Source organism: uncultured Sphingomonas sp., from assembly GCF_964237155.1.
Classification (GTDB): domain Bacteria; phylum Pseudomonadota; class Alphaproteobacteria; order Sphingomonadales; family Sphingomonadaceae; genus Sphingomonas.
Genome location: NZ_CAXSHH010000003.1, coordinates 1 through 13701, shown reverse-complemented (window position 1 = coordinate 13701; position 13701 = coordinate 1). Strand labels below are relative to the sequence as shown.

Sequence of the window (13701 nt, the reverse complement as noted above, 5' to 3'; positions counted from 1 at the left end):
GGATCTTTGAAGCGGACCCACCTGCCGCTCAACGGGCTGCGCGTGCTCGACGCGGCCGCGCGCCACCTGTCCTTCACGCGCGCCGCCGACGAGCTGGCGGTGACGCCGGCCGCAGTCGGCCAGCAGATACGCGCGCTGGAGGATACATTGGGCGTGGTCCTGTTCCGCCGCACCGCGCGCGGGCTGGAGCTGACCGCGGAGGGCGGGGCGGGGCTGGCGGCGCTGCGCGGCGGGTTCCTCCAGTTCGAGGACGCCGTGCTCGCGATGCAGGCGGGACAATCGTCCAAGGCGCTGACGATCGCCGCGCCGCGCGACCTCACGGCCAAATGGCTGCTGCCCCGTCTGGCGGCCATCGCGGCGGCGGACGGCGAGATGCGGTTCGCGGTGATGACGTCGGACGAGGGATCGGGCGGGCCGGTCGACTTCACCGAGGCCAATCTCGATCTCGCGATCCGCTGGGGAGAGGGTCCGGGTAACCTGGAGGGCGAGGCGCTCGAGTCGGACGGCTTCGTGCGCGTCGCGCGGCCGGGCAGCGAAGCGGCGCTGGAGATCGGTTGGCCGGGTTGTCCGGGCGATGACGCCACCATGCCGATCCGGGTGGCGGACGCCGGACTCGCGATCGACGCGGCCGCGGCCGGGCTCGGCCGCGCGACGGTGCCGGAACTGCTCGCGAGCGGCGACATAGCGGCCGGACGCATCGAGGTGATCGGCGAGGCGGGCGCGTCGCGCGTCGGTTACTGGATCGTCGCCCCGCTTCCGCAATGGCGGCAGAAGAAGGTGCGGGCGCTGGTGGACGCGCTGACCGCCTGAAGCGGGGCCCTAGTTCTTGAGCTTCCACCCGCGCTTGAGCAGCGTGTAGCAGAGCAGGCCGAGCGCCGCGTCGAGCGCCAGGATGACCGAGCTGCCGAGCAGGACGGGCGAGTCGGCGATGCCGAGGAAGCCGTAGCGGAAGCCGGAGATCACGTAGAAGAACGGGTTGGCGTGGCTGATCGCGCGAAAGGTCGGGGCGAGCAGGTCGACCGAGTAGAAGGTGCCCGACAGCAGCGCGAGCGGCGCCACCACGAAATTCTGGACGGCGGCGGCGTGGTCGAACTTCTTCGCCCAGATCGATGTAAGTACGCCGACGAGCGCCAGGAACGTCGATCCGAGCAACCCGAACCACAGCGCCACGAGCGGATGGGCGGGGGTCACGTTCACGCCGGGCCATAGCGCCATCGCCAGCCACACCGCGCCGCCCACGCAGAACGCGCGCGTGACCGCTCCGCCGACCATCGCCGCGAGCAACTCGGCGGTGGAAAGCGGCGGCATCAGATAGTCGACGATCGTACCCTGGATCTTGCCGACGAGGAGCGAGAAGCTGGCATTGGCGAAGGCGTTGGTGATCATGCCCATGATGATCAGCCCGGGCGCGATGAAATCGGCGAACGGCACCGCGCGACCGTCGAGCGTCACCGCATGCCGCGCGCCGAGCGCGACGGTGAAGATGACGAGGTACAACAGCGTGGTGATCGCCGGTGCCCAGACCGTCTGGAGCTGCACCTTGAAGAAACGGCGCACTTCCTTCACATAGAGCGTCTTCAGACCGCCCCAATTGATGTTCCGGATGACGGGCACGCCCGGGGCGCTCCGCACCATGGACTCCGTCGGGGGTTGGCTGCTCATCGGCATCGGCGTAACCGCTGCCACCCCGGGCCGCAACCGCCGACGCCAGAACCGAAAGACCGTGAGATGAGCTGGACCGACGAGCGTATCGAGACGCTGAAGGCGATGTGGGAGGCGGGGCAGACCGCGAGCCAGATCGCCGAGGCGCTGGGCGGGGTCAGCCGCAACGCGGTGATCGGCAAGGCGCACCGGCTGGAGCTGCAGGCGCGACCGTCGCCGGTCCGGTCGAACGAACCGATGGCGGCGGCCGTCGAGCCGGAGCCCGAAACCGCGGTCGAGGCGGCGGTCACGACGACCGTCAAGCCTGAGTCCGTCGACGAGCCGGTCGCGGCGATCGAGCCCGAACCGGAACCCGAACCCGAACCGGCGGTGCTGGACGAGGATGAAGACGAGCCCGAGATGGCATCGGCCGCTCCTGCCGCCCCGCAACCGATCTTGCGTTCGGTCGGGCCGGGCGGCTTCCTGCGCCAGACGCCGGGCGAGCAGCAGGCGCCGCTGACGCCCGCCCCGCCGCGCCGATTGGTTCCGGCCAAGCCGGCGCCGGAGATCGCAGGCAAGACGGGCTTGCTCGATCTCAGTGATCGCGTGTGCAAATGGCCGCTCGGGCATCCAGGCGAGGCGGATTTTCACTTTTGCGGGGACAAGGTGAATCCGGGGTTTCCGTATTGTGTCGCGCATTGCGGGCATGCGTATCAGGCGCAGCTGCCCAGGCGCGACCGGCGGGCAGGGCCGCCGATGCCGTTCGGCGGACCGCGCGCGCGGTAGTCGGGGAAGTCGACGCGCGCGGCCTGTAGCCCGCCCGGCCGGCGCGGCTATAGCCGCGTTCGACGTCGCGGGTTTCGCCCGTGACCGGGGCCGGGTACTTTCCGGCTTGGTAGAGAAAAGGCCCGCCTGTCTCGTGACCGGCGGGCCTTTCCTTGTCTGCGCCGCGGCAAAGCCGCGTCGTCGGTCGTAAGCTTCGCTACGCCGGCCGAGCTGGTGCGGGTCTTGCGGCACAAAGTGCCGCAAGCCGCTCGGCGCTAGAACCTAAACGCCGCCGTGCCGCGGATGCTGTGCCAACGGAACTTCTCGTCCGAACGACGGAAGTCGACGCCGCGCGCCAGGACGAACGGATTGGTCGCGGGCGCGGTGCCCGTGCCGACGCGGACGCGCGCGCGGTCGTCGTCATACTGGTGGAACATGTATTCCATGCCGATCGAGAAGTTGTTCCCGATCATCTGCTCGACACCGCCGCCGCCGGTGATGCCGAACTGGCGGCGCTTGCCGCGCTGCTCGAACGAGTTGGCGGTGTTGGTCGACCGGAAGCTACGATCCAGGTTGATGTAGCCCGGGCCGAACGCGCCGTAGAACAGCGTGGAGCGGCCGGCGACGAAACCGGCGCGGCCGCGGATCGAAGCCTCCCACTCGACCTCGCGCGTCATGACGTAATTGGCGGGGGTGGTCGAGAACGCGCTGATGCTGTCGCTGATCTTGGACTTGCCGAATTCGCCCATCACGCCGACGACGATCTTGCTCACCTGATAGTCCGCGCCGACGCGGCCGTAATAACCAATCCCGTCCCGATCGTTGGCGCAACCCGGTGCTGACGTCGCGCCGCGCGCCGCGCCGTTGCAGAAACCGGTCGAGAAAGCGTCCGCGCCAGCGCCCGTGCGAACGAAATCGCCGAAGCCGCCATTCAACCCGGCGTCGAACAGGATACGCGAGCCGACGTCATTCTGCTGGACGTCATAGCCGAACGAGCCGCCGACATACACACCGCTGAACGGGAACTCATCGGTGGCCGGATCCTGAACGGTCGTCGTCGCGGGTGCCTGGTCGTCCATCATCGGCGCGGGCTCGTCGGGGGCGGGCGCGGGCGTGGTCTGCGCCGCGGGATCGGCGACGGCGGTCCCCGTGTCCTGAGCCGCGGCGGGTGCGCCGAGCGCGAATGATAGACCGGCCAAGCCGGTCAGCAAGGTATGGCGCATGAGCGAGTCTCCTGGGGTTGTTTCGGGAGCAGTAACGGCAAAATACGGTTTTGGGTGCGTCTGCGAACTGATTCAATGCGACTGTGTCCCGGGGGCAACAAGCTCGGTTCCGCCCATCGCTTGGCACGGCAGCGAGTCTCGCCTACTAAGTTCCCGATATGTCCGCCGACCTGTTCTCGACCGCTTCCCGCTCCGCCGACGGATATGACGCGTCGTCGATCGAAGTGCTGGAAGGTCTGGAGCCGGTGCGTCGCCGCCCGGGGATGTATGTGGGCGGCACCGACGAGCGAGCGCTCCACCACCTCGCCGCCGAGGTGCTCGACAACGCAATGGACGAGGCCGTCGCGGGCTACGCGACCCGCATCGAGGTCGTGCTCGAGCCGGGTGACCGTTTGACGATCGTTGATAACGGCCGCGGCATCCCGGTCGACCCCCATCCCAAATTCCCGGACAAGTCCGCGCTCGAGGTGATCCTGTCGACGCTCCATTCCGGCGGCAAGTTTGCTGGAAAGGCGTATGCCACCAGCGGCGGGCTGCACGGGGTCGGCGTCAGCGTCGTCAACGCGCTGTCGTCCGATACGGTGGTGGAGGTCGCGCGCGAGCGGAAGCTTTATCGCCAGCGCTTCGCGCGCGGGCAGACGCTCGGGCCCCTCGAACAGTTGGGCGCCGCGCCCAACCGGCGCGGTACGTCGGTCGCCTTCACTCCCGACGCCGAAATCTTCGGGCCGGAGCTGCATTTCAAGCCCGGGCGGCTGCACAAATTGGCGCGTTCCAAGGCCTATCTGTTCGCGGGCGTCGAGATCAGGTGGCGGTGCGCGCCCGAGCTTATCGGGGACGAAACGCCAGCGGAGGCGGTGTTCCAGTTTCCGGGCGGGCTCGCCGATCACCTGCGCGAACAGGTCGGTGAGCGGGATTGCGCCACGGCGGAGTTCTTCGCGGGGAGTCAGGATTTCCCCGGCGATCAGGGCCGTGTCGAATGGGCCGTCGCATGGCCGCTCTGGAGCGACGGCAGCTATAGCTGGTACTGCAACACCATCCCGACCCCCGATGGCGGCACGCACGAGCAGGGGTTGCGCCAAGCGCTGGTTCGCAGCCTTCGGCAGTTCGGCGAGCTGGTGAAGGACAAGCGCGTCAAGGACCTGACCGCCGACGACGTCATGACGGGATCCGAGCTGATGCTCTCCGTCTTCATCCGCGAGCCGCAATTCCAGTCGCAGACCAAGGACCGGTTGACCTCGCCCGAGGCCGCCGGGCTCGTCGAAAAGGCTGTGCGCGACCATTTCGACCATTGGCTCGGCCACAATATGGAGCGCGGCCGCGCGTTGCTCGGCTACGTGCTCGAGCGGATGGACGACCGCTTGCGCCGCAAGCAGGAGCGCGAGGTCAAGCGCAAGACCGCGACCTCGGCGCGCAAGCTGCGCCTGCCCGGCAAGCTGACCGACTGCTCCGCCGACAATCCGGCGGGCACCGAGCTGTTCATCGTCGAGGGCGACTCGGCGGGCGGATCGGCCAAGCAGGCGCGCGACCGCAAGACGCAGGCGATCCTGCCGATCCGGGGCAAGATCCTGAATGTCGCGTCGGCGACCAGCGCCAAGATCCTGGCGAACCAGGAGATCGCCGACCTGATCCAGGCGCTGGGCTGCGGCACGCGCAAGGACTGCGACGCCAGCCTGCTGCGGTACGAGCGGATCGTCATCATGACCGACGCCGACGTCGACGGCGCGCATATCGCGACGTTGCTGATGACGTTCTTCTTCCAGGAGATGCCCGACCTCGTCCGCCGCGGGCACCTGCACCTGGCTCAACCGCCGCTCTATCGCCTGACCGTCGGGGCCAAGTCGCTCTACGCCCGCGACGACGCGCACCGCGCCGAGATCGAGCGAACGGCGTTCCGGGGCAAGAAGATCGAGGTTTCGCGCTTCAAGGGCCTGGGCGAGATGAACCCGATCCAGCTCCGCGAGACGACGATGGACCCGGCCACGCGCGGCATGATCCGCATCACCCTGCCGCAGGAGTACGAGGAGCGGGTCGGGGTCAAGGACCTGGTCGACCGCCTGATGGGCAACAACCCCGCCCACCGCTTCGCCTTCATCCAGGAGAACGCGGCCCGGGTGGAGGACGAGGCGCTCGACGCGTGACGGGCGCGTCGCACCCGCTTTGGCGGGCGCGACGTGCGGGTTATCTGCGCCCGAACGCTCAGCGGCCTGCCAGGCGAACTCCTTCGCGCTCGCCCATCGCCCTTGCAAGCATCTGGTTGCGCGAACTGCCGGCCGTGATCCGGAGGGTGTCGGCCTCGCACTCCCGGCGATCGTTCATCCGCACGTCGCGGCATAGCTTGCGCGCCGCTTTTTCCACGCGGGCGAGAAAGGCGGCGCGGCCTCCGACGCTGTTCATGTCGAGGTCGGCGTAGTACAAGTGGATCTGGTGGTTACCGATGGGCCAGGCCCCAGATCGGGCTGAAGCGGGCGCGGCGGCGAGTGCCAAGAGACTGACGGTCAGGGCGGCAAAGAGCTTGGTCATGGCGGCGATCCTTGATGGGTGCACGGTCGGGGCGGGTTCGCTCCGACGCCTTCCCGTATCGCGCTCGCGCCGCCCGGTGGGCAGGATGAGCAACCGATGGTTCGCCGATGATCGCCTGATTTCAGGCCGATCGCGGTGATCACCGCCGACCGCCTCGCGCGCATCGACCTAGCGCACACCCCCGGGTTCCGGCTGGCCCGCCTGGCGGTGACGCCCGCCCTGCGGCAGGTCGTGCGCGACGACGGCGCGAGCGAAGTCGTCGAGCCGCGCGTGATGCAGGTGCTCGTGGCATTGGTCGAGGCCGACGGCGCGATCGTGTCGCGCGACGATCTGAGCCAATGCTGCTGGGAAGGGCGCGTCGTCGGCGACGACGCGATCAACCGCGTGATCTCGCGCCTGCGCCGGCTCGCCGAGGGTCTGGGCGAGGCGAGCTTCCGGATCGAGACGGTGACCAAGGTCGGGTATAGGCTGATCGCCAACGGACAGGCCGAACCCGCGACGCTCGTCGACCCATCCGTCGAGCGGACGTCGGTCGCCCCGCGCCCGACGCGAAGGTCGCTGATCGGCGGGATGGGTGCCCTGGCGGCGGCCGCCGGCGTGGGCGCCTGGGCGCTGCTCCGCGACGGCGAGGATCGATCGGCGAGCTCGCCCGAGGTCGAACAGCTCATGCAGCAAGGTATGATGGCGATTCGGCAGGTAACGAGCGACGGCTCCACCCAAGCCGTGGCGCTGTTCGAGCGCGCGACGGTGCTGGAACCCGGCAACGCGGATGCCTGGGGACTTCTGGCGGTGCTGTATGGGCTTGAATCCCATGCCCGAACCCGCAGCATGGCGGCGGGACTGCGCGACCGGTCACGGTCCGCCGCCGCGCGCGCGCTCGCGCTCGACCCGACGAATGTCTATGCGCGACAGTCCCGGACGACGCTGCCGCCGCTGATCGGCCATTGGCGCGAGAAGGAGCGGCTTGCGCGAGAGGTGCTCCGTGACGGGCCGACGAACGACTCTCTGATGGTCGGGCTGGGGCTCCTGCTCGGCTCCGTCGGGCGGATGCGCGAGTCCGCCGTGATGCTGGACAAGGTGATCGCCATCGCGCCGCCGGGTCCCGGGCCACGCTACGTGCACGCGTCGGCATTGTGGGGGGCGGGCCGCATGGTCGAGGCCGACCGCGCGTTCGCCGAGGCTTTTCAGCTATTCCCGCGTCACTTCGCCGTCTGGTACTCGCGGTTCTATTACCTGATGTACACGGGCCGGGCGACCGAGGCGATCGCCATGGGCGCGGATCGCGAGAACTGGCCAGCGGGCATGGACCCGGTCCAGACCGAATGGATCGTCGAAGTCGCCCGCGCGATCGATACCCGCGCGCCCGCGGCGGTCGGACGCGTGATCGAGAGGAGCTTGCCCTGGGCGCGAAAAGGCGCGGGCTACGCTGAGAACGTGATCCAGTTCGCGTCCGCGCTGGGCCGCCTCGACGAGGCGTTCGCCGTCGTCGAAGCTTTCTTTTTCGGCCGAGGCTTCGTGGTTCCCGATATCCGTTTCGTGGGAGGTCAGGGCACATACACCAGAGTGGAGGACCGCAGGACCAACATCCTGTTCATGCCGCCCGCCGCCACCATGCGTCGCGATCCGCGCTTTCGTCGGCTGACGGATGAGCTTGGGCTGGAACGCTATTGGCGGGAGAGCGGGATCCGGCCCGATTATCGCGCCTAGGTTGACGCGTTCCGGCGCGGGCCGGTATCAGGGGCGGCGGGCGGCTCGACGGGTCGCCCTTCGCATTTCAGGAGCACGCCCCGTGGCCATCACCGCCCTCATGCCCGTCTATCCGCGTTGCGGGGTGCGGCCGGTGCGAGGCGAGGGCTGTTATCTCTATGGGGAGGACGGGCGCAAGTTCCTCGATTTCGCCAGCGGCATCGCGGTGAACGCGCTCGGCCACGGCCATCCCAAACTGGTCGGCGCGATCGCGGAGCAGGCGGCGACGCTCATGCATGTGTCGAACCTGTACGGCTCGCCGCAGGGCGACCGCCTGGCGCAGCGGCTGGTCGACCACACCTTCGCCGACACGGTGTTCTTCACCAACTCGGGCGCGGAGGCGGTCGAGTGCGCGATCAAGACGGCGCGGCGGTACCATTTCGCGAACGGCCATCCCGAGCGGCATGAGCTCATCACGTTCGACATGGCGTTCCACGGCCGCACCATCGGCACGATCTCCGCGACCAACCAGGACAAGCTCAGGAACGGGTTCGAGCCGCTGTTGCCCGGTTTCGCCTACGCGCCGTTCGACGACCTGGACGCGGCGCTGGCGCTGGTCGGCCCGCACACCGCCGGGTTCCTGGTCGAGCCGATCCAGGGCGAGGGCGGGGTGCGGCCCGCGTCGGAGGCGTTCCTGCGCGGCTTGCGCGCCGCCTGCGACGAGCACGGCCTGCTGCTCGTGCTCGACGAGGTGCAGTGCGGCTATGGGCGCACCGGCCGGTTCTTCGCGCACGAGCTGTACGGGGTCACCCCCGACATCATGGCGGTGGCGAAGGGCATCGGCGGCGGCTTCCCGCTCGGCGCGTGCCTCGCGACCGAGGAGGCGGCCAAGGGCATGATCGCGGGCACCCACGGCTCGACCTATGGCGGCAACCCGCTGGCGATGGCGGCGGGGGGGGCGGTGCTCGACGTGATCCTGGAACCCGGCTTCCTGGAGCATGTGGGCGACATGGGCCGACGGCTCCGCTCCTCGCTCGAGCAGATGATCCCCAATCACGACGGTCTTTTCGACCACGTGCGCGGTCATGGCCTCATGCTCGGGTTGAAGCTCAAGAGCGACAGCCGCGCCTTCGTGGCGCATGTCCGCGACCATCACGACCTGCTGCTCGTCGCGGCGGGCGAGAACGTCGTGCGCGTGCTGCCGCCGCTCGTCGTCGATGAAACTCACATCGCCGAATGCGTGGAGAAGCTGAGCGAGGCCGCGCGGGTGTACGTGCCGGCGGCGGATGACTGAGATCCGTCATTTCCTGTCCCTCTCCGACGCGGGCGGGGACGGGCTCGCCGCGATCCTCGCCGACGCGCTGGACCGCAAGGCCGCGCGGGCCGGCTGGCCGAAGGGCCGCGTCGACGCCGACGCCCCGCTTCGCGACCGCGTGCTGGCGATGGTGTTCGAAAAGAACTCGACCCGTACCCGCGTGTCGTTCGACGTGGGCATGCGCCAGCTCGGTGGTCAGTCGATCGTGCTGGAGGCCGGGCAGATGCAGCTCGGCCGCGGCGAGCCGGTGTCCGACACCGCGCGCGTCCTGTCCGGCTATGTCGATGCGGTGATGCTGCGCACCGACGACCATGCCAAGATCGAGGAATTGGCGGCGCACGCGACCGTGCCCGTGATCAACGGGCTGACCGACCGTTCGCACCCCTGCCAGATCGTGGCCGACCTGCTCACCATCCTGGAGACGGGCCGCGCCTTGCCGGGGCTGAAGGTCGCGTGGCTCGGCGACGGCAACAACGTGCTCGCCTCGCTGATCGAGGCGGCGGGGCTGATGCGCTTCGACGTGATGGCCGCCTGTCCGCAGGGGTTCCAGCCCGACGACGCCGATGTCGAGGCGGGAGGAGGCCGCGCGCGCGTGGTCGCCTCGCCGCACGAGGCGGTCGAGGGTGCCGACGTCATCGTGACCGACAGCTGGATCTCGATGGGTCAGGCGCATGCCGACACCAAGCTCGCCGCGCTGACGCCGTACCAGGTCACGTCCGACCTCATGGCGCGGGCCAAGCCCGACGCCGCCTTCCTTCATTGCCTTCCCGCGCACCGCGGCGAAGAGGTGACCGCCGATGTCATCGACGGCCCACGGTCGCTCGTCTGGGCGGAGGCGGAGAACCGCCTCCATGCGCAGAAGTCGATATTGCGCTGGTGCTTCGGGCAGATCGGCTGAACCCGGCGCGGCGTTGATCAGGCGGGTCCGCGCCTTATCTTCCACCGATGCAGGACCTCAAGATCCATGACCTGGACCGTGCGCTCGGCTTCGCGATCCCTTCGCGGAGCGCGCGCGGTCGCATGGTGCGGCTCGGCCCCGTGCTCGACATCGTGCTCGCCGCGCACGCCTATCCGCCCGCGATCAAGGCGTTGCTCGCGGAGGCGCTGACGCTGGCCGCCCTGATCGGCTCGACGCTGAAGGACGCGGACGGCCAACTCACCATGCAGGCACAGAACAAGGGCGGTGTCGTCGACCTGCTGGTGTGCGACTATCGGGGCGGCGAACTTCGCGGTTACGTCCAGTATGATGCCGAACGGCTGGCGACGCTGCCCGCCGACCCGACGCTCGACCAGCTGTTCGGCCAGGGGTATCTCGCCATCACGTTCGACCTCGCCATGACCAAGGAGCGGTATCAGGGCATCGTCCCGCTCGACGGCGAGACGCTGTCGCAGGCCGCCGAGAGCTACTTCGTCCAGTCCGAACAGATACCCAGCCTTGTGCGCGTCGCTGTCCGCAAGGACGCTCGGGAGCGGACCGTCGCGGGTGGGCTGTTCCTGCAGCACCTGCCCGAAGGCGAGGATGGGCGCGAGCGGCTTCACACCCGGCTCGACCATCCCGAATGGGAGCATGTCGCGGCGCTGGGCGGCACGATGGGCGCGGACGAGCTCGCCGAACCCGCGCTTCCGCTCGAGACGCTCGTCTGGCGATTGTTCAACGAGGAAACCGAGGTCCGCGTGCTCGCCTCGACCCCGCTCGTTCAGGGCTGTCGCTGTACGGCTGAGCATATCGAGAGCGTGATCGCCAAGTTCCCGGTCGCGGAGCGGCGCGAGTTGGCGGACGAGAGCGGCGCGATCATCGTCGATTGCAAATTCTGCGCGCGGAGCTTTCCGGTCGCGGTCGGGGCCGAGCTGGTCTGACGATGCACGTTTACCGACTCTTCACGCACGCGGATGTAGACGCATCCGGTACCCGCTCGGTACATTTCTCCCTTGTCGGCGGTATCGTCGTCCTCGGCCGTCCCACGGGACGGCCGTTTTGTCGGCCGGTTGCGCGCGCGCCCAGCCCGGCTTAGCGCGCAAGGACAATGCATACGCAGGAACTGGCGGTCGCCCTGGTCTCGGGCGGCCTCGACTCGATGGTGTCGGCCGCGCTCGCGCGCGAGGGCGGCTACCGGCTGCTCGCGCTGTCGATCGATTACAACCAGCGCCACAGGATCGAACTAGCCGCCGCCGCGCGCGTCGCGGGCGCGCTGGGCGCCGAGCGGCACGTCGTCCTATCCCTCGACCTGTCGCGCTTCGGCGGATCGGCGCTGACCGATGCGACGCCCGTGCCCAAGGATGGGGTGGGGGAAGGTATTCCCGTCACTTACGTGCCCGCGCGCAATACGATCTTCCTGTCGCTCGCGCTCGGCTGGGCGGAGGCGGCGGGCGCGCGTGATCTGTTCATCGGCGTCAACGCGCTCGATTATTCGGGCTACCCCGATTGCCGCCCCGAGTTCGTCCGGGCCTTCGAGAGCTTGGCCGAACTCGCGACCAAGGCAGGCGTGGAAGGCGCGCCCTTCAAGGTCCGCGCACCGCTCCAGCATATGACCAAGGCGGACATTGTGCGCGAGGGGGCACGGCTCGGACTCGACATGGGGCTGAGCTGGTCGTGCTACGACCCGACCGCGGACGAGCTGCATTGCGGCCTGTGCGACTCGTGTCGCCTGCGCGCGAAGGGTTTCGGCGAGGCGAGCGTGCCCGACCCGACCCGCTACGCCGCTCGTCCTTGAGGTTCTTGTCATGACCTACGCCGTCAAGGAGATGTTCCTGACGCTCCAGGGTGAGGGGGTAAACGCGGGCTCGCGCGCCGTGTTCGTGCGTTTTTCCGGATGTAATCTGTGGTCGGGCCGCGAACGCGACCGGGCGACCGCCGTATGCCGATTTTGCGATACCGACTTCGTCGGCGTTGACGGGGTTGGCGGCGGCCGCTTCGCGAGTGCCGATATGTTGGCCGCCGCGGTGGAGGGGTATTGGGGCGATGGCCGCGATGGCCGCTTCGTCGTCCTGACCGGCGGCGAACCGATGCTGCAGATCGACGATGCGGTCGTGGACGCCCTACACGCCGCTGATTTCCGTATCGCGGTCGAGAGCAACGGCACGCTGCCGACGCACCCGCGCATCGATTGGGTGTGCATCAGTCCCAAAGCCGGAAGTCACGTCGTCCAACGTCGAGGCGACGAGTTGAAGCTCGTCTGGCCGCAAGCCGGTATCGATCCGGCCGCGTTGGAGCCTTGGGACTTCACGCACCGCCTGGTCCAGCCGCTCGACGACGCGGACGCCGCGGCGAATCGCACGGCGGCGGTCGCGCTCGTCATGGACCGCCCGCGCTGGCGGCTGAGCCTTCAGACCCACAAGCTGCTGGGCATGCGCTGACCGGCGATCAACGCGACGCGACGTCCACCGCGAGCCCTGTAGGCGATGTCGCGGGCCAGCTCGACACGCCGCATTTGTTGGCCCGCCATTCGCCCTTCTTGTTCCAGCACATCGCATCCAGCCGCGGCCGAACCACCGCGATCTCGCGCCAATCGTTGCGCGGGAAACGCTGCTCGCCGAACGGGACCAGGCTGTTGCGCACTTCCTGCATCCGCGCTTCGGCCAGCTCGAAGAAATGCCCTCGCGGCGTAAAGTTCGCGTCAGTGCCGATCGTGTTCGCCGTCTGACAAAAGCCGCGCTGCGCACCCACCGTCGCGTAGCTCGAATAGATGCGGGTTCCGAACTGATCGAGCGCGGTCTGTCCCTCCTTCTTGGTCTTGCCCGTCCTGACGAAGTACTTGGTCAGGACGTCGAACGAATTCTTCAACTCGTCGCGGTGGTCGACCAGCAGCGCGTTGTAGTTGCGCACCGTACCCAGCGTCGGCTCGAATTGGCACTGCAGGGCCGCGACGTTGAGCGCGGCGCGCATCGTCCAGACCAGCCCGGCGCGCAACTCGTCCGGCGTCGCCCCGGGCAGCGGTGAGCCGATGATACCCGGTTCGTCGCCCTTCACCGGCTGCCCGGCCAACGGCTTGGACTGAAGATAGAACTGGGCGGAGAGCGGGGCCGCACCGGACGCGTACATCGCCAACACCGCGCCCGCGGCCACACGCAACACCCTCATCACACCCTCCCGGTCGGTAACATTCGGATTCTACGGGATAACGCGCCGGCGCCCTAACGCTTTTTAACCATTCCGCCGCGTTCGTGTCCGGTTGGGCGTGAAGCGCGCCGGGTCGATCGGACAGGAACGAGAAAGGGGCCGCCCGGTATCCCGGACGGCCCCTTCCAAATCGGGTCGATGACGACCCAGCGATTACATCGCGTTGGTGGTCGTCGTCGTGGTGGTGGTGTTCGACATCATGGTGTCGTTGCCCATCATCATCGAATCGTTCGACATCATCGTGGAGTCGTTGGCCATCATGCCGCCGTTCATGGCGCCGTCGACGGCGGTCATGTTGTCGGTCATGGTGTCCATGCCCTCGGTCGCGTTCAGGTCGGTGACCATCGTGTTCTCGGTCGCCGCTTCGTTGTTGCTGCCGCACGCGGAGACCATGAGCGCCGCACCGGCGATCATCGAGCCCGTCAGGACCTTGG

The 13701-nt window shown here is 68.5% G+C and carries 14 protein-coding genes; 9 read left to right on the top strand and 5 right to left on the bottom strand.

Features of this window, described 5'->3' with window-relative positions:
- The first annotated feature begins 6 nt into the window (after positions 1–6).
- Positions 7–810: a LysR family transcriptional regulator gene (locus ACFE71_RS01225; protein ID WP_375426999.1), complete on the top strand. Its 804-nt coding sequence runs from the start codon at positions 7–9 to the stop codon at positions 808–810.
- Positions 811–819: 9 nt separating this feature from the next.
- Here ACFE71_RS01225 and ACFE71_RS01220 read toward each other — a convergent pair whose 3' ends face one another.
- Complete coding sequence (locus ACFE71_RS01220; protein ID WP_375426998.1) at positions 820–1662, bottom strand: ABC transporter permease; 843 nt, start codon at positions 1660–1662, stop codon at positions 820–822.
- Between the two features lie 66 nt (positions 1663–1728).
- Between ACFE71_RS01220 and ACFE71_RS01215 the strand changes: the two genes are divergently transcribed.
- Positions 1729–2427: a GcrA family cell cycle regulator gene (locus ACFE71_RS01215; RefSeq protein ID WP_375426997.1), complete on the top strand. Its 699-nt coding sequence runs from the start codon at positions 1729–1731 to the stop codon at positions 2425–2427.
- Positions 2428–2681: 254 nt separating this feature from the next.
- Here ACFE71_RS01215 and ACFE71_RS01210 read toward each other — a convergent pair whose 3' ends face one another.
- Positions 2682–3629: an outer membrane protein gene (locus ACFE71_RS01210; protein ID WP_375426996.1), complete on the bottom strand. Its 948-nt coding sequence runs from the start codon at positions 3627–3629 to the stop codon at positions 2682–2684.
- 158 nt (positions 3630–3787) lie between these two features.
- Here ACFE71_RS01210 and parE point away from each other — a divergent pair, with 158 nt between their 5' ends.
- Positions 3788–5767 carry a DNA topoisomerase IV subunit B gene (gene parE, locus ACFE71_RS01205; RefSeq protein WP_375426995.1) on the top strand — a complete coding sequence of 660 codons (1980 nt, stop codon included), beginning with the start codon at positions 3788–3790 and terminating at the stop codon, positions 5765–5767.
- Positions 5768–5825: 58 nt separating this feature from the next.
- On the opposite strand, the gene ACFE71_RS01200 is transcribed toward parE, so the two are convergent.
- Entirely contained in the window at positions 5826–6149 is a 324-nt protein-coding gene (locus ACFE71_RS01200) for a UrcA family protein (RefSeq protein WP_375426994.1), read from the bottom strand.
- Between the two features lie 135 nt (positions 6150–6284).
- On the opposite strand from ACFE71_RS01200, the gene ACFE71_RS01195 reads away from it, so the two are divergent.
- The 6 genes from ACFE71_RS01195 to queE all read left to right on the top strand — a co-directional run bounded on the left by ACFE71_RS01195 (position 6285) and on the right by queE (position 12504).
- Complete coding sequence (locus tag ACFE71_RS01195) at positions 6285–7856, top strand: winged helix-turn-helix domain-containing protein (RefSeq protein WP_375426993.1); 1572 nt, start codon at positions 6285–6287, stop codon at positions 7854–7856.
- 82 nt (positions 7857–7938) lie between these two features.
- Positions 7939–9129 (top strand): aspartate aminotransferase family protein, encoded by a 1191-nt coding sequence (locus ACFE71_RS01190; protein WP_375426992.1) that lies wholly within the window; start codon positions 7939–7941, stop codon positions 9127–9129.
- Complete coding sequence (argF, locus tag ACFE71_RS01185) at positions 9122–10048, top strand: ornithine carbamoyltransferase (protein WP_375426991.1); 927 nt, start codon at positions 9122–9124, stop codon at positions 10046–10048. The genes ACFE71_RS01190 and argF overlap by 8 nt, the downstream gene beginning before the upstream one ends.
- A gap of 47 nt (positions 10049–10095) precedes the next feature.
- Entirely contained in the window at positions 10096–11007 is a 912-nt protein-coding gene (locus ACFE71_RS01180; protein WP_375426990.1) for an Hsp33 family molecular chaperone HslO, read from the top strand.
- A gap of 167 nt (positions 11008–11174) precedes the next feature.
- Positions 11175–11861 (top strand): 7-cyano-7-deazaguanine synthase QueC, encoded by a 687-nt coding sequence (gene queC / locus ACFE71_RS01175; RefSeq protein WP_375426989.1) that lies wholly within the window; start codon positions 11175–11177, stop codon positions 11859–11861.
- A 10-nt stretch (positions 11862–11871) separates the two neighbouring features.
- Positions 11872–12504 (top strand): 7-carboxy-7-deazaguanine synthase, encoded by a 633-nt coding sequence (queE, locus tag ACFE71_RS01170; RefSeq protein WP_375426988.1) that lies wholly within the window; start codon positions 11872–11874, stop codon positions 12502–12504.
- Positions 12505–12511: 7 nt separating this feature from the next.
- On the opposite strand, the gene ACFE71_RS01165 is transcribed toward queE, so the two are convergent.
- On the bottom strand, positions 12512–13228 hold the full coding sequence (locus ACFE71_RS01165; RefSeq protein WP_375426987.1) for a hypothetical protein: 717 nt from the start codon (positions 13226–13228) through the stop codon (positions 12512–12514).
- A gap of 192 nt (positions 13229–13420) precedes the next feature.
- Positions 13421–13701: hypothetical protein (locus ACFE71_RS01160; RefSeq protein WP_375426986.1), on the bottom strand; the 281-nt coding region annotated here is incomplete at its 5' end.